Source organism: Pedobacter sp. R-06 (assembly GCF_049913135.1).
Taxonomy (GTDB): domain Bacteria; phylum Bacteroidota; class Bacteroidia; order Sphingobacteriales; family Sphingobacteriaceae; genus Pedobacter.
The window spans coordinates 5,742,157-5,761,708 of sequence record NZ_CP183977.1 but is presented as its reverse complement, the minus strand read 5'-3'; the positions used below and the strand labels follow the sequence as shown (position 1 = coordinate 5,761,708).

12 protein-coding genes are annotated in these 19,552 nt (G+C 38.5%); all 12 read right to left on the bottom strand.

Going from position 1 to position 19,552, the window contains the following annotated elements; translation table 11 throughout:
* The 12 genes from ACN9MR_RS23310 to ACN9MR_RS23255 all read right to left on the bottom strand — a co-directional run bounded on the left by ACN9MR_RS23310 (position 1) and on the right by ACN9MR_RS23255 (position 19,533).
* A complete protein-coding gene (locus ACN9MR_RS23310; RefSeq protein WP_426326900.1) occupies positions 1 to 3,177 on the bottom strand; it encodes a SusC/RagA family TonB-linked outer membrane protein in 3,177 nt (1,058 codons plus the stop codon).
* A 291-nt stretch (positions 3,178 to 3,468) separates the two neighbouring features.
* On the bottom strand, positions 3,469 to 4,335 hold the full coding sequence (locus ACN9MR_RS23305) for a helix-turn-helix transcriptional regulator (RefSeq protein ID WP_426326899.1): 867 nt from the start codon (positions 4,333 to 4,335) through the stop codon (positions 3,469 to 3,471).
* A gap of 4 nt (positions 4,336 to 4,339) precedes the next feature.
* Positions 4,340 to 4,705, bottom strand: coding sequence for a VOC family protein (locus ACN9MR_RS23300; RefSeq protein ID WP_184466192.1), 366 nt, complete (start codon positions 4,703 to 4,705; stop codon positions 4,340 to 4,342).
* A gap of 105 nt (positions 4,706 to 4,810) precedes the next feature.
* Positions 4,811 to 5,437 (bottom strand): response regulator, encoded by a 627-nt coding sequence (locus ACN9MR_RS23295; RefSeq protein WP_426326898.1) that lies wholly within the window; start codon positions 5,435 to 5,437, stop codon positions 4,811 to 4,813.
* 30 nt (positions 5,438 to 5,467) lie between these two features.
* Entirely contained in the window at positions 5,468 to 8,338 is a 2,871-nt protein-coding gene (locus tag ACN9MR_RS23290; protein WP_426326897.1) for a ligand-binding sensor domain-containing protein, read from the bottom strand.
* A 107-nt stretch (positions 8,339 to 8,445) separates the two neighbouring features.
* Complete coding sequence (locus tag ACN9MR_RS23285) at positions 8,446 to 10,818, bottom strand: phosphocholine-specific phospholipase C (RefSeq protein WP_426326896.1); 2,373 nt, start codon at positions 10,816 to 10,818, stop codon at positions 8,446 to 8,448.
* A gap of 159 nt (positions 10,819 to 10,977) precedes the next feature.
* Positions 10,978 to 12,483: a glycerophosphodiester phosphodiesterase family protein gene (locus tag ACN9MR_RS23280; RefSeq protein WP_426326895.1), complete on the bottom strand. Its 1,506-nt coding sequence runs from the start codon at positions 12,481 to 12,483 to the stop codon at positions 10,978 to 10,980.
* 222 nt (positions 12,484 to 12,705) lie between these two features.
* Positions 12,706 to 13,839, bottom strand: coding sequence for a thioredoxin family protein (locus ACN9MR_RS23275; protein WP_426326894.1), 1,134 nt, complete (start codon positions 13,837 to 13,839; stop codon positions 12,706 to 12,708).
* 4 nt (positions 13,840 to 13,843) lie between these two features.
* Positions 13,844 to 15,340, bottom strand: a complete 1,497-nt coding sequence (locus ACN9MR_RS23270; RefSeq protein ID WP_426326893.1) for a retropepsin-like aspartic protease — start codon at positions 15,338 to 15,340, stop codon at positions 13,844 to 13,846.
* A gap of 19 nt (positions 15,341 to 15,359) precedes the next feature.
* Positions 15,360 to 16,541 carry a TlpA family protein disulfide reductase gene (locus tag ACN9MR_RS23265; RefSeq protein WP_184466178.1) on the bottom strand — a complete coding sequence of 394 codons (1,182 nt, stop codon included), beginning with the start codon at positions 16,539 to 16,541 and terminating at the stop codon, positions 15,360 to 15,362.
* A 55-nt stretch (positions 16,542 to 16,596) separates the two neighbouring features.
* Entirely contained in the window at positions 16,597 to 17,979 is a 1,383-nt protein-coding gene (locus ACN9MR_RS23260) for a TlpA family protein disulfide reductase (RefSeq protein ID WP_426326892.1), read from the bottom strand.
* Between the two features lie 30 nt (positions 17,980 to 18,009).
* On the bottom strand, positions 18,010 to 19,533 hold the full coding sequence (locus ACN9MR_RS23255) for a PKD-like family lipoprotein (RefSeq protein ID WP_184466174.1): 1,524 nt from the start codon (positions 19,531 to 19,533) through the stop codon (positions 18,010 to 18,012).
* Between the last annotated feature and the right edge of the window lie 19 nt (positions 19,534 to 19,552).

The following is a 19,552-nucleotide window of genomic DNA, read 5'->3' as shown; positions in this document are numbered from 1 at the left end:
TTAAAGTGAAACATTGATTCCGAAACTAATCATGCGCGAAGGCACGTAATTAGTTGTGTTTAAACCCGTGAACGATTCGGTCGGATCCATTCCTTTGCGTTTGGATATTAAACCCAGGTTTTCGCCTGCCGCAAACACCCTAACATTGCTTAAAGTGGCGCCTTTAATCCAGCTTTGTGGTAAAGTATAAGATAGGTTTACATTACGGAAAGCAATATAAGAGGCATCAACTAACCAGCGGCTTGAGGTGCCGTTAAACTGGCTGGAACGCCCAATATCCAATCGTGGAATATCGGTAACCTGGCCAGGTGTCATCCATGAGTTTAATGCATCAACATGCAGCGCCGAACCATAGGTGCTAGCCATTAGCCCCTGGTAATTCTGATCGTAGAATTTACCTCCTATCTGGTAGGTTATCAGGAATGATAGCCCAAAGTTTTTATAATTAAAAGTGTTCGTAACCGATCCATATAAATCTGGAATGGCCGAACCAGAATAATCAGAACGGGCATTGTTAATGTCCGTAGTTAAAACACGTCCGTTAACCGTACGAAGATTGGTTGTTACGCCCGCATTAGGCTCAAATAAAGCCGAACCATCCGCTGGGTCTACTCCGGCCCATTGACGTAGATAATAGGCGTAAATGTCGCGCCCAACTTCAAGTCTTTTCGTTCCGCTGGTTACGGTTGGCGTTTCTGCCGGCATTTTGGTGATTTTGTTTTTTAACCAAGACCAATTACTTAATAAATTCCAGTTGAAGTTTTCAGATTTTAAAATATCGCCGCTTAATTGCAGATCGATACCTGTATTGTACATAGAGCCAATATTGCGACGGATAGAGGTGATCGGATCAGATAATGGCTGTGGAACTGCAAACAATAAATTCGATGAGCCACGTTTAAAATACTCGATCTCACCCCTCAAACGGTTTTTAAACAAACCAAAAGCAATCCCTGTATTAAAAGTATTTACCGATTCCCATTTTAACTCGGGTGTTGCAGCTGTAGCCAATAACAAACCTGGCTCGCTACCATTGTTCCAGCCCAACTCGTAAAAAGCCTGGTAATTGTAGTAAAGGCTATTGTGTTCAAAAAGGTTTGCATCAATTAAGTTATCATTTCCTACCTCACCATAAGAAGCCTTCAAGCGTAAATCACTGATCCAATTCATGTTTTTCATGAAATCTTCCTTGTTAACCGCCCATGATGCTCCCGCCGAGAAAAATGTTCCCCATCTCGATTTTGATGATAAACGAGAAGTACCATCGCGACGGATAGAGGCGTCTACAAAGTATTTCTCTAAATAATTGTAACCTACTTTACCGAAATAAGATTCTACACGATAAGTGTCTTTATATCCTCCTGCATCACTAGGGGTTACAAAATTCGGGAATTCTGTATTTCCATCTAAAATCTGGCTTTGTTTGGTTGCGCTTAACCTGCGCCAATCATAATCGTAGTTTTCATGACCAGCCAAAGCATTTACACTATGATTGCCAAATGTTTTACTGTACGATAATACCTGATTGAATGTATAACTCTGTGTTGGCGTGCTCCGTTTGGTAGATGAACCACCAACGGTACTCCCATCACCCACAACCGGGTTTCGGTACTCGCTGCTGTACGCATTGATAAAATCGATGCTGAAGGTTGGTTTAAAAGTAAAATCTTTTAAAAACTTAATCTCGGCATATGCTCTGCCATTTAAGGCAAGTCTACGGCTCAATACCTCGTTTAACAAAGTTTCATAAATTACATTTCGACCAGCTAAAGCGCCCTGTGGCCTATTAACAGAACCGGGATTTCCTCCGTAATCATACCATTGCTCGCCAGTAGTGGTTAAAACCGGATTGCCATTGGCATCATAAGCATGTATTGGATAAATAGGACCAATAGTTCTGGCAAAATTGAAAACATTCACAAAAGCCGTGGCACTACCTGTTGAGGCATCTTGTGCTAAATTTCCGTTCGATAAACTTCCTGAAAGGTTTACACCTGTTTTTAACCACGGCCTTAATTGTGTATTGGCATTAACGCGGGCATTAAAACGCTCAAAATCTGTTTTAATTAAATAACCATTATCCTTCAGGTAATTCATAGAGAAGTAATAGTCGGTTTTTTCATTTTTTGCACTCGAGTTAACATTAAACTCGGTCCGTTTTCCAACGCGCGAGGCCTGCTTAAACCAATCGAAGTCATCGTAACGCAATTGTGCATTAGGGTTTAATTTGCCATCTACACCTACAATCTGGTTATTTGGCACATTAAAAGGATTATATACCAATTGACCTTGAATGGTATTGGAAGCTTGTGTAGCCGCCGCTGGCTCGCTTATGCCCGTTCCTGTGGCGGGATAAACCAGGCTGTTTTTTAAAGCCTGCCACATTAAAGGATAATAATCTAATGCGCCAACCCGATCGTATTCTGGTATACCTCTTTTAGAAAAACCCTGACTGTAGCTGGCATTTAATGTAGGCGTACCCGATTTACCCTTTTTCGTGGTAATGATTACCACGCCATTTGCTGCTCTGGAACCATAAAGCGCGGATGAGGACGCATCCTTCAGTAAAGAAATACTTTCTATGTCGTTGGCATTAATATCGCCAAGCTCGCCATCATAAACCGAACCGTCTAATACAAAAAGAGGGCTATTCGATGCCGATATAGAACCAAACCCACGGATACGGATGGCCGAACTACTGCCCGGCTGGCCGTTGCCAGAGGTAGTTACCACACCTGGCGCAACACCCGATAAAACGTTGGTCACATTTGTAATGATCCGATTATCTAATTGCTTAGCACTCAAAGTAGCCACAGAGCCTGTAATTGCTTCTTTTTTGCTTGTTCCATAGGCTACAACAATTACATCCTGCAGGTTTTTAGAAGATGAAACCATGCGGATATTCAAGATTTCGCCAGTTATTCTTACTTCCTGCTCGGTATAACCAACATAGCTTAGCACTAAACTTTGTGCATTTGCTGGTACCGAAATCGAAAAGGTTCCTTGCCCGGTGGTTTGGGTTAATTGTGCGGTACCTTTTATTTTTATAGATACGCCCGGCAATGGTAAGCCATCATCCGCATCAACCACTTTACCGGTAATTGTTCTATTTTGCGCTAAGGCATTAAAATAAGACAAAACCGTCACCATTAAAATCAATAGTAATTTTTGTTTCATGTTTGGGAATAAATAGTTAGTAATTAATTAGTTCAGTAGGTTCTTAGCAGATGTGCACGTAAACCAAATCAATAAGCAATTTAGGCGCTGTGGAAATCCAAAAATGTGCGAAAATCACCATTCTTAAGAGAAGGAAGCTTTAAAAGCAAAAAGCAAACCCCAATCCTGGCAGTTTGCTTTTTTAATCATTATTAACCTAAACAGGAAAAAACTTCTACAAATTGTCCTGCAAGAGCTTCAAAAATAGTTTCATCCTAACATTCTAAATGTGCAGAAATCACTATTTATACTTTAGTTCAACCTACTCTTTCTATATTTTAGCGGGGTAATATCGAACGTGTGTTTAAATAACCTGATGAATGAGCTTGGGCATTCAAACCCTACCAAACCAACTATTTCGTTTAGGGAATAAGTGGTGGTTTGCAATAATTTTTTAGCCCTGTTTAACCTTAACTGCACTAAAAACTGGTATGGGCTAATTTCATATGCTTCTTTAAATGTTCTTAGCAAATGGTTAACCGATAAACAGGCCTGTTCGGCAATATTTTCTAATGTTATATTCTGATTGTAATTGCTGCTAATGTATTCTTTAGCAAGTGTTAATCTTTTTAAAACCTCTTCGCGGGTTTTTGCTTTGATAAAACTGAGCTTATCCAATTTTTGGGCCACCTCTTTATCATAAATTTTATAATAATTTAAAAGGCAGTGGTACAGATATTCATTAATCAGCATTTCGTCTTTCAAACCTTTATCTAGCTGGCTTTTTAAATGCATTACATTAAAGCGCATATCGCCAGAAAACGGGTAAAGTGATTCGATAAACGCAGGTGTTTCCCTGACTTCTTTATCAGCAAGTAAACTTTCGTTGCTGTTCGAAAAAGTATGATGAAAATCTTTAATAAAATTTTCGCCAAAAGAAATTGAAAATGTATTTACAGGGTTTATTGAATCTATTTTGCTGCTAAAATTCGTTCCGGCGTTCACCACTGCGAAAGTATCGGGATAAATGCTAAACTTACGTTTGTTAATTTCGCAATCTTCGGTTCCGTTAAAAACAAATTTAATGGTATAAGCATCGTTCTGTTGCTCGTAAAGGGCTTCGCAGGTGCTTTCGCTTATAATTTTATTTCTATTGCTCAATTCTTTTACGTACCTCATAACATTAATCCTCATTATAGTTACGTTGTTCCAATATGATAAAATGATTACCATAAGGATCAGAAAATTCGATACTTAAACCCTCACTTAAATAAGCTGGTCTATTTTTAAAAATAACCCCTCTCGATTTTAGCCTGCAATAATCCTCCAAACAATCATCGCTGGTTAATACAATTTTATTGGTCTGGTTTTGATGCTTTTGTTCCGATAGCAAAATATTGGTCTCATGATCTGCCTTAACCATGATTCCTTTTTCCTGTTCAGAAATCATTGTCGATTCTGTAGGCATCCCTAAACAGTTGGCATAAAATGCATCTGCATCATTTAGTTGCGTTACTTGCACATAAAAGAATTTTGCAGATTGGTTCATTTCCTTGTTTAATTGTATGATGTAAAATTAAACCGAAATTGAACCCAAAGCATCACCCAAAAAGGGTGATTTTCGCATTATTTTTTAGTAGAATGCGGGCATAGATCAAATAAAGCGCTTTTCTTTGGCTGTTTTAATCGCTTCTGATTTGGAATTCACATCGAGTTTGATGTAAATATTTTTTACATGGCTTCTTACCGTTTCCTGATCAATAAACAGATCGTTTGCGATTTGAGATTTTGTTTGTCCATTTGCAATCCGGTCTAAAATTTCGGTTTCGCGTTTAGTTAAGGGAGAATTCAGGTTTTTCTGAAAAGAATGCATTACAATGCGTGCCACATTTGTACTCATGGCACCTCCACCTGTGCTCACCTCTCTTACGGCATCTATAATTTTCGATGCGCTTGAGTTTTTAGTGAGGTACCCCCCTGCGCCCATGGTCAGGGCTTCGAAAACCAATTCAGGCGAATCGAAAACGGTGAGGATAATAATATTCGCGTTGGGTAAAGTTTTTTTGATAAATGGCAAAGCCTGCAACCCATTGGTGCCAGGCATCTGGATATCCAGCAGAATCACATCAGGATGATCGGCATCTAAGTGTTTTTTGGCCAAATCGTAGGATGCATAAGCGTTAACGACTACAAAATCTTCAACATCGCTTAATAACGATTCATAACCCATTCTTAAAATATCGTCATCTTCGATTAGAACAATTCGTAAATTCTGGCTCATTTTTGTGGTTGTTTTTTAATTAAGACGATTTTAGTACTCGTTTGTAACAGGAATTCTGGTAGAAATTGTTGTAGTGGTGCCTTTTCCCTTAATAGAAGAAATTTGAAAGGTCGATTTTATACGCTTGCAGCGCGTTTGAATATTGTTTAGCCCTCTTCCTTTCTGTACTGTTTCAATATCAAAACCTTCGCCGTCGTCTGTTGTTAAGATGTTAACGGTATCATGATCGGTTTCAATAACCATAATTAAAACCTGGCTAGCTTTGGCATGCTTTAACACATTGTTTAACATCTCCTTAAAAATTAACGTTAGGTTTCGGTTAAACTCCATTGACAGGTGTAGCTTTTGGTATTTGCTTAATACGCCTTCCATTTTAAATGTAACGCCCGTATTTTGGAAAAGATCGATTCCAAAATTTTTAATGTGCATCAGTATCTCAAAAAGATTATCGCTATGTGGATCTAACGCCCAAAGGATATCTTTAGTTCCGGTATACAACAGGCTGGCATTTTCTCTGATTAGCCTAATCAGTTCTTTTTGCTCTTTCTCGGTTCCGGCAACCTTTTTATCCAAAATTTCGGATAAAACATTAATCCGGGTTAGTTTATTGCCAATATCATCGTGAAAATCCTCAGCAGTTTGCTTTCTTATTTTTTCCTGTTCTTTTAATTTTAACTTTTCGAACCGATGTTTTTTACGTTCTCTGGTTTTAAAAATGAGGTAAAAGATAAGCCAGATCAGGAATATAAGCACCAAAAATGCACCAATCTTAAATATAACGGTATCGTAATACGGTGGTACAATGGTAAAGCTAAACTGTTCTATATTCGATTGTTGTCCATTTGCGATAGCATAAACCTGAAAAGTATAACTACCTGGCCTTATGGCCGAGTATTCGATCTCCGTGTTGGGTACAGGTTTGCTGAAATCATTATCTATCCCAACCAGTTTGTAACGGTAAAATACGCTTTCTGGATTGGTGAGGTAAACCCCTTTAAAACTTATCGAAATGTGGTTTTGACTGTAGTTAAGCTTATAAAATTTATCACCTTTTCCGTTCAGATCGATCGAAAGATCTTTAGCCCGATCATTTTTATGAAAAACACTTACCTGTTGAATATGAATAAAAGGATTTTTTTTGTTCTCCGTAAGCACATTGGTTTTACATTGAATAAGTCCATCTATGGTGCCAACCAATATGCTGTTTCTGTAATTGATAATTGCGTTTTGGTTACACTCTACAATTAGCGGATGATCTCTGAAAACTTCATAATTTTGTTGCTGTTTATTAAAAGTTAATTTGTTAATCCCCCGCCCTGTTCCGGCCCATAAATTATTTTGCTTATCGGTTGCAAGACTATAAATATCATTTGAATTTAACCCATCAGTAACAACATAACGTTTAATGGCTTTCGTTTTTAAATTCCAGGTGATGATCCCATCACCAAGCGTAGCAAAAATTAAATTATCCTCCTGTCTTATAATGCTCAGTACGTAAATATTGGTGAGCGATTTGATACGAAATGTTTTATCTATCTTTTTATTTTTAATAAGTGTAACGCCATTTGAGGTGCCAAGAAATACGCTATCCTTCCCCAATGGGTAAATACACGATAGATAGCCATCAAATCCGCTTATTCTTTCGGTTTTTCCATCCTTTAAATAAGTAGATGACCTGAGTCCGTTTATCCAGATCCCCCCTTCCTCATCTTCAGCTATCGAACTGTTATCAAATCGCTCTGGCTTTAGTACCTGGCTAAATTTCTGTCCGTCGTATTTCCAGATGCCTTTACCATAGGTGGAAAACCAGATATTTTTTGCTTTATCGGCATAAACGAAATAGATTTTTTTATCCTTAAAGGCGGGGATATCAATGTTTTGTACATCTTTCCCATCATACTTAAAAACGCCCTTGTTAAAAGTGCCAAACCATAGATTATCATTTTTATCTGCCGCTATTCCACTTATCGGATAAGCCAGGTTCTTGCCCTTAAACTTATTGTAGCGAATAAAAGCATCGCCTTCATATTTGTAAATACCATCACTAAAACAAGATATCCAGATATTGTTTTCAGCATCGCTAAATATTTCGTTAACCTGGTTATCACTTAATCCATTTTCTCCGTTAAAATTGATGATCAGGCCGTTTTTATTGATAAAATAAGCCCCTTTTTCCGAACCTACCCACATATTTCCACGGTGATCCTGTGCGATGGAATAATAGGTATCAATGCCCTCTTTTTTAAAAAAAGTTTTAACTATTCCGTTCTCCAGCGCGTAAATTCCGCTATGGTTGGTTAACAGATAGGCTTTATTCCTTACGGTTTTATCAAATAAAATCTTCCGGATAGATAAAGTATTAATGGCTGGCGGCAACTCCTGGTAGATTGCCCAGTTATTATTCTTTAGCTGATAAATACCCTTTTCTGATACAGCAGCATATAGATTTCCAGCGCTATCGCTGTTTATGGTATGAATTTTTTTACCAGCGATGGAATAAAAAACAATTTTATCCTTTTCAATTTTGAAAAGCTTATATTCACTTATTCCCCAAATAACACCATGCATGTCTTTAAGCAGGTGACTTACTCCTTTACCCGAAAACAGGGTGCTTATTTTTCCGCGTTTAAGGATGCTGATGCCTGTTTCGGTGCCAAAAAGCATTTGGCTCTGGTTATCCTCTGCAATACAGTTTACCGAGTTCGATCCTAACCCATCAGCTTTGCTGTACGAGGTAAATTGCCTGCCGTCGAAATTACTTACCCCGCCGAATGTGCCAAGCCAAAGCGTCCTGTCTTTTGCCTGATAAATTACCATTACCTGCGATTGAGGTAAGCCATCCTTTAAGCTGTAATTGGTAAAATTATAGCTTTGGGCCGATAGCTTAAGGCTAAAAAGCAAAATGAAAGAAACTATGAAATTTATCTTGATTATAGACAGTTTACTGCACATGTAATACAAAATAAGCATAATTTCTTTCAAAAGCCATCCCCCTTTTGGGGGGATATTTATGACGCGTTGCCCATGTATGGATCGGTTTGGGTAATTTCTCCTGTTTCTATTTTACCTGCATAACGGTGTTTAAATGTGGTATTGCCGGTCTGCACAATACTGAAATCGTACCAATTTGCATTTTTAACCAGGTTAAATGAAATATTTGCACTCGATTTTGGTCTGATTGTTACCGTTTTGCTCCCCGATTTGTATTTGTTATCTACAATTTGAAGCGTAACTAAACTGGCGCCCTTGTTCTCGATTGCGAAAACCAGGGTACCTGTAAGTTTTTTGGTTACCAAACCAGCTTGCTCCGGATATGCTTTTACAATAACGGAAGGATTTTTTTTGCTGCCTGTAAAATGCCTGTAAAAACCATTCGGACCACTTATTGTAAGATCATAAACTTCGTTATCAAAATCATCCAGTTTAATGCTGTCTTTTAACACATCGCCAGCTTTTACCGCATAAGCCCATGTTTTGCCTGCAACACCTTTAAATTTGGAAATGGTACTCATGTTGAAAGGTGCACCAACGGTTTCTATTTCGCTACCAAACAAGGTTTTTACCGATTGAAAAGTAAGTGCTAATTCATTGTTAACCAAGCTTGCATCAACCATTAAATGATAAGGCAGGGCACAAGCATGCTTGGTTCCATGCTCTTGCTTAGGGGCATGACTCGATGTTTCAGGAGAAAAGGCTTCGAATTTATTTATTTTTGCAACTTCAGTTTTATTGAGTGCAGTAGGACCAACCTGGGCAGGCTTATTTTTAGCATTACCGATATTGGTTACCACAACATCACGTTTTAGCGGTTCCGGAGATTTGATTTCTTCTCCATTATATGGCCTAAATACTGAGGTTAAATCGCCGCAAATATTCCTTCGCCAATCGCTAATGTTGTTACTTTTAATGGTTTTACCTGTTTTTTTTGCCAGCCATTTTTCCATAAACATTAATGATGAAGTATGATCGAAAACCTGCGAGTTTACAAAACCACCCTTGCTCCAGGGTGAGGCAATAACCAATGGTACACGATAGCCCAAGCCGATCGGACTTCCCTTTCTTGCTTCAAAATCAGTGGCATAGTTTATTCCTTCAGATACCTTTCCGCTGGTTGGATCATCAGGGTTTGGTACCACGAAAGGAGGCTGATGATCGAAGTACCCATCATTTTCATCGTACGTTAAAACAAAAATTGTTTTTTTCCATACCTCTGGGTTTTTGGTTAAAATGTCCAGGGCTTCGCTTACATACCAGGTTCCATACAAAGGCGAACTGGTATGATCAGAAAAACGTTGAGGCGCAACCAGCCACGAAACCGTTGGTAATTTTCCGCTGTCTACGTCTTTTCTAAATTGATGAAAAATATCGCCTTTAGGCACATTAATCGTTTCAGACTTCCCTTGGTCGTTCTTAAAAGTAAATGGTTCAAGATCAAGATAATCTTTTTGAGAAATGTTGGTCGTAAATGCTTTATCTACTAAGTTTTTTTCCTTTTGGGATAATTTATCGTATTTCTCCTGAACCTCTTTTGCGGTTAAAGCTGGTTTAACGGTATTATCGCCATTTTTTCTAAAGTAAGCAGATAATTTAACGTTGTGCCTGCTGACGTATTCTACAGGATTATCGCCGTAATTACCCAACCAATCATCTATTTCGCCTGCCGGAAGTTTGGAGGTCCACAATTCGTTTTGGTAAATGCGCCAATCGATGCCATTATCTTCTAATGTTTCCTGAAAGGTTGGCCAATCTACGAATACATTATTTTGCGATTCGGCCTGATCGTTATTGACCACCGCAACCCGGTTTGCACTTTTTTCTCCGCGAACAGTTCCTGTAAAAAAGAACAGTCTGTTTGGCGTTGTACCGGTTAGCGATGAGCAAAAATGCTGATCGCAAATGGTAAAAGCATCGGCCATGGCATAATAAAAAGGAATATCATTCCGATCGTAGTAAGCCAATGTCATTGGGGTTTTAACGGGCAGCCATTTATCATAACGCCCCCCGTTTCGTGCGGCAACCTGATCGTTCCACGAATGTGGTAAACCGCCTTGCCAGGTGATTTTGGTTTTGTTAATGTCTACATGAAAAGGGGCATAGGTATATCCTTGCCCGTCTTTCTGCAACCAAACTTTGTTTCCATCAGGCTGAATGTGTGGATGGGGATCATTAAACCCGCGCACACCTTTCATTTTACCGAACATATGATCGAACGATCTGTTTTCCTGCATCAGAAAAACAATGTGTTCTGCATCGTAAAATGTGCTACCCGGTTCAGGGTTAATCGACATGGCTTTTAGCACCGAACTGGGCAAGGTATTGGCCATACCAGTGGCTCCGGCAAACAAGGCCGCTTTTTTTAGAAATTCTCTACGTGAGTCCATAAATTATACAATATAGCTTAGATACCGCAAGTTATAATTTCAGTTGTCAATTAGCAATTTTCAGTCGACAGTTAATTTATGGTGCTAATCAGTCTGAAGTTCTTAGTCAATTTAATTATGACCATTGACTAATGGCTAATAAACTATTGAACGAACAAATTACTTCTGAAACACCCTCACATAGTCTACTTTCATACTTGCAGGGAATACAGCGTCATCTACGCCTTTTTTTCCACCCCAGCCACCGCCTACTGCTACATTTAAAATAATATGGAAGTTTTGATCGAATGGCCAGTCGCCAGATCCTTTTTTCGTATTTTTAAAGGTGAGGTATTTTTGGTCATCAATAAAGAAATCTATTCTATCGGTAAACCATTCTACAGCATAAATATGATATTCGGTATAAGGATTATCAACCTTTAAAGCCTTGCCAATCTGCGTTTTGATTACGTGGTTAAACTTCTCGGTGTGTACCGTTCCATGAACGCTATCCGGATCATAACCTACATGTTCCATAATATCAATTTCGCCGCTCTTTGGCCAGCCTCCGTATTTCCCTTCGGTTGGTAAAGCCCATATGGCAGGCCATAAGCCCCTGCCTTTTGGCAACATGGCGCGAACTTCTACTCTTCCATATTTAAAATCGAATTTATTTTTCGTTACCAATCTGGCCGAAGTATAATGGTTGTTTTCTTTGTCTGCTTTTACCGCAGTAATATTCAGATTCCCTTTTTTTACAATTGCATTTGTGCTATCTGCATCGGTATAATATTGAAGCTCATTATTGCCCCAGCCCTTTCCGCCTACATCGTAACTCCAGTTTTTTGCTAAAGGTAATCCGGCATCATTAAATTCATCAGCCCATTTCAGCTTCCAGCCCTTTGCAACAGGTGTTTTTTTGAGCTCTTCGAAAGTTAACTCTGGTTCGTTAGTGGTGATATAATCAACCTGATGTGCTAAAAGCCATTGAATTTCAGGAACTGTATTTACGGTCCAGGCGTTTACCGTTAATCCTAATTTATGGGCATTTTCAATCCACCCATCTTTTTGGTAAACGCTAAAATGATAGTCAACACCAGTTAATTTATCTGCTTTCATTTGTTCGGCACTGATTTCACCTTTTAAGTAGGCTACTTTTGCTTTTGGCAGGAGCGCTAAAATCCGCTTGCAGTAATCGTAATCAAAACTGATATATTCTGTCCAATCCACTACGCCAAGTTTCTGAACCATTTCAACGCATTTATTGGTCACCTCAATTCCGCGTTCTTTACTAATTAACGAAGGTTTGATCTCTAAAATCAGTTTAGTTGTTCTTTGCTTTTTACCTTCCAATAGATAGGCTTCGAGCGTTGGGATTTTTTCGCCATTGCTCATCGTTTTGGTCAATAAATCAGCATAATTTACTTTCTCGATAACCAAACCCTGAAATTCGGGATCGTGATTAATGACCAAAACATTGTCTGCGGTCATCCACACATCGAATTCCGATCCATAACAACCCAACTTTACGGCTTCGTTTAATGAAGCGATAGAATTTTGGGGGAAATTATTTTTCTTCCATGCGCCACGGTGGGCAATTACCTGGTTTTTGTTCCAGTTAAATTTTTGAGCAAAAGAGGCGGTAAAAATGAACAACATTAGTGCAGAAATAAATACTCGTTTCATATTTTGGTTTTATGATGATTGATCTGAAAATCATGATCGTTCCATCTCAATTGAAAACAATTTTGTGGGATGAAAGATCAAAAGTAGATTTTTAGCCCGAAAACAAAATAAAGTTAATGTAACCATTATATGAACAAAAACAAAAAAGCTTATCCATCCAGATAAGCTTTTCGATCATTAACTATTAAACATTCCACCCCTTCTACAAGGTGTAATTCTCATTTATCTAGAACCAGTTTCATCAATGGGTTCTGTTTTCATTTTATACTTACTGGCATAGGTAGCGGCCATTTTCACAAACCTGTTATAAGCTGCTTCATCCTGAGCGCGTTTATTTACCGCCGCAGCAGTTTTCATAAACTCAAGCCCACTATCATCTGTAACAATGGCATCAGCCCATTTACAAAAGAGCTTCAAAACTTCTGGAGTAAAACCATTCTTAACCAATAATGTGCTATAAAGCGCATTGAAGTGATATTGATATAAAACAGGATTTTTTATAGCGAATTTCAAAAAACCTACCGTATCTTTCTTCATTGCCAAATAATACCGGTTGCTTAGAGTTTGAAGGCATATCTTCCAGGTTTTATCAGAGAAATTTTTCTTCTGACTAATTAAAAAACTATCAAAATTGGCCTGATCTGCATTTGTTTTCAGTGCTTTACCAAGTTTTTGGTTCAATCCGTAGTCTATCACTGGTTGTAAAACTTCTTCTCCATAAAGTGAGGCATATACATTATAATCGGCAAAAATGGTTTCAATAGCCTTTTCATCAGCCGATCTGGTAACCAGATAAGGCAACAAGGCATTCTCAGCTTTAAAGTTTTTTAAAGTATCGCTATAGGTTGCTAAGATAGCTGGGGTTATTCCCTTCCGGGTTTTACAGAATTCTACATAAAACGACGGATATTTTTTTTCGTCATATTGTGTAGAAAAACCAGTTAAAAACTTCTGTTGGTTTGCTTTTTGGCGCGCATCGGCAAACAATGCGAGCAAATTCCCCGGATCTTTGTAGCCAGATGATGAGCTGATTAATTTTCCATCACCGTTTAACACCAGGAAAGTTGGGAATCCATTTAAAATATGCTGCACTTTTAAGGTATCGCCAAGCTTATCCTTAAAGATATCCACTTTGAGCATCAGGAAATTTTTGTCCATTTCTGCTTTAACCAGCTCGTTCGGAAAAACATTTTCATCCATTTGAGCACATGGGATACAGCCTGTGAAATAACAATCGACAAAAATAAGTTTGTTCTCTTTTTTGGCTTGTTTCAATACGCTGTTTAAGGATTGATTTTGTGCCAGACAGCCTATAACAGCGAACATCAGGCAAATGGTATGGATTATTTTTTTCATAAATCTATTTTTTGGTTATTGAGATATTTTGTTTTTCTCCATTTACAGTGTAGGCAATTTTGAAGATTTTACCTGCCGGAGCACTTAAAATCGTAAGCATTTTTTTGCTGTCTTTAAGCAAAACTGGGGCTGCAATGCCATCAATACTTTCAATTATCTGTCCTGCTTTTATCGTCTCGCTTTCTACCGGAGCAACCACACTTAATAACTTTAATTTTCCATCCTGATCAAAACCGAACAGATAAGCACCCAAAACAAAATCGCTAGGGAAATTTAGTGTATGGTTCGGGACGAAATGGATTTCCTTTTTCTGTAGGTTAATGGTGAAATTATAACGCTCTATGGTTCTGATGCCGATTGATCCATCAAAGCCCGGATTCCAGTTTTCACTCTGGCCACCTCCAGCCATGAGGGTAACGGGAAAATTTGTGAGTTTAGGCATGTTGGAAAAAGAGAATGCCGCAGCCCTTCCGCTGTAGGTAGGTGTGCTGATGCCCATACTTGTTGTGGTACCGTTATATTCAGGTTTAAAACCACTTACCAATAGTTTATTCTTTTTTACAAATGGCCTGAAACAAATGAGATTGTATGCTGCGCCAGTATCAAAAACAAATTCGCCTGCATGTTCCTGGCCAGGCATTATGCTTACCTCACCCGGAATAATAAATAACCCTGCAGGTACGGTAACCGGAACCGATTTCCCCTGGTCTTGGTACTCGTAATAGCCAAAATTATAAAGCGAAAGTTCTTTTTTATCGAAATCTACTTTGGTGATGTAGTTTTTGGCAATGCTGTTTCCGATAATACCGTCACTTCCTTTATGCATTTCGGGAAAAATGGCAAAACTTTGGTTTTTTAGCTTAAAAGTATCCAGCTGAATGGTATTTCCTTCTGAAACCGAGATCTGCATATTGCCCCCTACAACCGAGGTGTTTTGTTGGCGACTAGCTTTTATACCTACAGAATCGGCAAGGGCTTTGGTAATGGCCATTCCATCTGCACCTGTATCAAAAAGTAGTTTTAGCGGTCGCTGGCTATTGTTTACCTTAACCGTTAAAATGATAGCGCCATCTTTCACTTCGAAGGGGATTTTAGCAATTAATACCGATTTTTTATACCGGTTCATGCCATAAAGCTGATCGAAAATATCGGTGTAAAGGATTTTGTACTGCGCATCGGTGTAAATGGTGCTTTCTTTACCTGCTTTTGCTTTGTTAAACGGTATCACGGTAAGTTGAACATTTTCGTTCTGTTTTACCTCGTTTTTCAATTGAAGCGAATCGCAGGCATAACGTTCCAAAATCGCTTTTAACATGTTATCGGTCGATGGTCTGGAGTAAGCGGCAATAGAAAAATTGCTGCTTAAATTCTCCATTATTGGGTCGATAGATTTTTGAGCAAACATTTTATTCATGCTTTCTATTATCGTTTTGGCGTTTTGTGCCTGCACATTTAGCGCCGATCCCAAGACGCTCAAAAACAGTATTGCTTTAATTTTCATTTTATCTGAGTAGGTGGATTTAAAATCCATAAATTTTTTCGAGGGCCAGGTCAATATCATCAGTAGCACTCGAGGTAATACGAAGTATTATTTTACCCTCGCTGCTGAGCAGTATCTTGGTTGGGAAAGCCATAATGTTATAGTCTTTTACCAAATTCTGCTTATCCATATCCTCATTATTAAGCACATTGATATAGGTGAGCCCATCTTCTTCGATAGCCTTAAGCCAGGCTGTGCGTGCCTCGCTAAGTAATTTTTTCTGCTCTTGTGCTATGGCTATAATTTCAAAACCTTTGGATTGGTATTTTGCGTATAATGCCTTAAGATGTGGGTTACTGGCCCGGCAAGGCCCGCACCAGCTGCCCCAAAAATCGAGCAGTACAGTCTTTCCCTTAAAATCAGCCAAATTGATGGTTTTGCCATGATTGTCGGTTTTCAGAAAACCAATGGCATCCGATCCTTCAGGTGTAGCACTTATTTTTTTGATGTATGCCTTGATCCTCTCTGCAATAGGATGGTTTTTATATTTGGATGATAAACTGTTCCACGTGGAAATAAAATCGCCTGCGGTATACAGGTTTTGCATTCGGGTTAATAAAAATACAGAAGCAAAGGCATCCGGATGGTTTTTAACAAAGTCGCGCTTTACGTTAACCAATTTTCTGTTTATTGCAGTAGCCTCAGCACTAAGCGCCTTTGATTGCGCCGCATTCGTATTTTTTTCTCCATTAAAAAGCAACTGCATAATTTCGTAATTACGCATTTCATCTTTTTTTACCAGCTGTTTATAGGTGTCAAACACATGGTTTTCTTCATCTCCACTTACTTTAGCAAACTGAACCAATAAGGCATCGCCAGTTATTTGTATGCTTTTATCAAAAACAAACAGATCGAGAACGGGCGCCGGATTCGACACGGTTTTGTTGTCGTTTGTCGCATTTAAACCCCTTGATATCGAAACATCAAACCGGGCAATGGCAGGTCTTTGCAAACGGGGCACCTTTAAAGAAAAGGCATCGTTACTGGCATTTGCCCTGTAACTTCTGGATACACCAGCATCATCAGCAAAAGAAATCCAAACCGATTTATTTCCCAGGCCTTTTAATCGCCCGCTAATTTGTATGCTATCATTCTGGCAATATGCCCTGGGTAAAAAAAAGAGCAAAAGCGTAGCCAGCAATAGTTTTTTTATTGTTATCATTTGGTAAAAGAAAATGTAAAAAGCTTTGCCGCCGAGATAGCGGCAAAGCAATAACCTAATTGGCTAGCGTTTTTTGCAATAAAGCTTTTAACTCTGGCTGAGAAGGACGGGGTGAATCAACGGTTACAATTTTGCCCTGTTTATCGAAAACCAAAAAACGGGGAATGGTATTAATTTTATAGTATTTAGAAAACTCATTAGCTGGTCCGCCTGCAAAAAGCTGTAAGCCGCCCAAATTTTCATCTTTGATCATTTTAAGCCATTTTTCTTTATCCTTTTCAGCATCGGTAGATAAACTGATGATCTGCACATCTGTCCCTTTCATCTCCTCTTCCAGCTTCTTTAGAAATGGAATTTCAGCCTTACAAGGTCCGCACCAGGTTGCCCAGGTATCAACCAATACCACCTTTCCTTTAAAATCTTTCAAGCTATGCATTTTACCATTGTTGTCTGCATAAGAAAATTCGTAAGCATCGGTACCTGGTTTATAGGTTAATAAGGGGTTCATAATGTTGCTGCTACGCTCTTTTTGTGCTTTGGTAATCACGTATTTATCATATTTTGCCATTAAGGTTTGATAATCGCCTATTGCTTTATAACCGGCAGCATTTTCTAAAGCCAAATCACCCTTTAAAGTGTCATTTGGAAGATAAGAAGCAAAAATATCTACTCCCTCTACTCCTCTTTTATAGGCTTTGCCATCCTGACGCATATTTACACTGATGATGCCCGAAAGGGTGCGGTAACCCCATGGATAATTGTACACCTTATCGGTTGTTTTTGCGAAATCTACTGCTTTTAAACTGCTGTAAAAATTACTGTACTCTTCAACCGAAGGATGTGCAGAACGGGGTGTATTTAAAAAGTTAGTCGCATAACTGGCCAGATCTAAAGCCATAATATCTTTAATCTGTTTATCAAATTTTGCGTTACCTGTGCTTTTTCCGTTTAAGAACGTTTTACTTTTCGCTACAATTTCTTCTTGTTGAGGGAAATAATCAACAAAAGTACTCTGCACTTTCATAAAGTTGATGGCCTTTTGCTCCAATGGAAAAGTTAAATCATGCCACTGCGTTAATACCACATTTTCTTTTGAGTTTAGTTTTCCGGTTAATACGTAACTCGAATCCAACAGACTTATTGATAACTGCTCGCCTCCCTTAAAATAGAATTTATAATTATCGTTCGGGCTGTTTTCGTTACCTGTACCGATTACATATAAACCTTCGTACTCCGGATAGAACAAAAAACCAAACTGGCCATTGGCACTTGGACTGGCATTCGCAATTTCTATACTCTTTCCGTATTTCACCTTAAATAGTTTAACGGCTGATGATCTTTTCTTTTTTAAAAGACCTTTTACTTCAACTGGCGCCTGCGCCATTGCGGTAAGTGTAATGATGCACAAAACGGTGCTTAATAATGCTTTAATTTTCATTGGTTTAATTTGTATGTTGAAGAATTTTGATTAACGCTCTCTGTAAGTTAGACTCTTAATTTTTCCGAAGCCGCTATAATTGTTATATGGTATCAAATCGCCATTTACAGGTGGAACAGTATAAACGTTAAGGCTTCCGTTTTGACCTTCAGGTAATGCCAGATCGTATGATGCAACCATTAACTTATTTGAGTCTTTGTATTTTGTGGTATTCTTAAACTCATAAAACTGTAAGAAAGAGATTTTCTTCGTTCCCATATCAAGCATCAGTTTGGTCGATTTTAAAGACATATCGTATTCGTAAACTTTACCGCCAACGCTATAAAAAATATAACCTAAATCAGGGCTTACCGCATAGAATTCCGCATTGGCAAAATCTGTTGCTAAAATCTCGGCATAGTAAGACTGGGCATTGTTACCGCTGTTAAATCGGGCCAGGTAGCGTTTTGATGAGCTGGGATCTTTGAGCACACTAAATACCTCACCGCCATTAAAGGCTACCCATTGCATATAAACCAAATCCATTCCGGTAGTAAAATTGAACAACTTCTGTGCATCCGGAGGGTTTGGCAATGTTGTACAAGTTGCCGCTGAACCAGTATGTTTTACAAATCTACGGTTGGTGGTATCGTAAAATATAGCATGTGCGTTACTCACAATAGCCGGATTTCCTGCAATGAAAGGAGCAACCTTAAATCCTTTTTGCTCGGCTGTTATATAATTTATGGGCGCAGAATAATATATGCTTTGTACTCGCTCGTAATAATAAGCATCCTGATTTCCAATCATATATGCGGCGCTTCCTGCGCGTTGTTTAATAACATCTGCATAAAAACCCTCAGGAATGTTTCCATACATCTCATATGTTAACCCCATGGTTTTTGTCCATTTAAATGTATTAGGGTCGACCTTTTGAGTGCTTTTATCAGTACCGAAATAAACACCATAACTAATTTGATCGGGGCCAAGTAAAAGACCCGTGTTATAGGTATAAGCCATTACGGGTTTTCCATCTAGTTTTAGGTCTGAGCCAGTTGTGGCCAATAAATCTATAATCAAGTCGAAGGCATTGTTGGTATTTAACGAAAGCATATCTACTCTGGCTTTTCCCGATACATCACACATCAGCATCCAGCCTTCATTGATCTCATTTACCACTTTTAATGTAAAAGGATACCTGAATTTAACTCCGGTATTTTTATCAGTAACAGAATAATAGAACTGATAAGTACCAGCAATAATTGTCATTTTTAAATCGAGGTTCCTTGTTGTGGCCAATGTAAAAAGCTTTGAGCCGCCTAATCCATTCGGCCCAATGTAAGACCACTCGTAACTGTATTTGGATTCGTCTGCTCCGGCATCCTGTGTAAACTTCAAATCAGGTTTTAAAACGAATTGTTTACTATATATTGCAGTTAAATCTGGCGCAATACCCCCAACAGCAGATAATTCATTTATATCATTATAATTGTAATTGCCCAGGTCTTTTTTACAGGCATTAAACCCTCCTGTAATGCAAAGCGCAATTATTAATATATATTTCTTGAAAGTCATAATCAATTAATTTAAGAGA

What these genes read in the sequence shown, in the direction of transcription:
- ACN9MR_RS23265 (WP_184466178.1), bottom strand. Translation starts at nt 16,541, where the DNA reads ATGATAACAATAAAAAAACTATTGCTGGCTACGCTTTTGCTCTTTTTT.
- ACN9MR_RS23270 (WP_426326893.1), bottom strand. Translation starts at nt 15,340, where the DNA reads ATGAAAATTAAAGCAATACTGTTTTTGAGCGTCTTGGGATCGGCGCTA.
- ACN9MR_RS23280 (WP_426326895.1), bottom strand. Translation starts at nt 12,483, where the DNA reads ATGAAACGAGTATTTATTTCTGCACTAATGTTGTTCATTTTTACCGCC.
- ACN9MR_RS23260 (WP_426326892.1), bottom strand. Translation starts at nt 17,979, where the DNA reads ATGAAAATTAAAGCATTATTAAGCACCGTTTTGTGCATCATTACACTT.
- ACN9MR_RS23275 (WP_426326894.1), bottom strand. Translation starts at nt 13,839, where the DNA reads ATGAAAAAAATAATCCATACCATTTGCCTGATGTTCGCTGTTATAGGC.
- ACN9MR_RS23300 (WP_184466192.1), bottom strand. Translation starts at nt 4,705, where the DNA reads ATGAACCAATCTGCAAAATTCTTTTATGTGCAAGTAACGCAACTAAAT.
- ACN9MR_RS23305 (WP_426326899.1), bottom strand. Translation starts at nt 4,335, where the DNA reads ATGAGGTACGTAAAAGAATTGAGCAATAGAAATAAAATTATAAGCGAA.
- ACN9MR_RS23295 (WP_426326898.1), bottom strand. Translation starts at nt 5,437, where the DNA reads ATGAGCCAGAATTTACGAATTGTTCTAATCGAAGATGACGATATTTTA.
- ACN9MR_RS23310 (WP_426326900.1), bottom strand. Translation starts at nt 3,177, where the DNA reads ATGAAACAAAAATTACTATTGATTTTAATGGTGACGGTTTTGTCTTAT.
- ACN9MR_RS23255 (WP_184466174.1), bottom strand. Translation starts at nt 19,533, where the DNA reads ATGACTTTCAAGAAATATATATTAATAATTGCGCTTTGCATTACAGGA.
- ACN9MR_RS23285 (WP_426326896.1), bottom strand. Translation starts at nt 10,818, where the DNA reads ATGGACTCACGTAGAGAATTTCTAAAAAAAGCGGCCTTGTTTGCCGGA.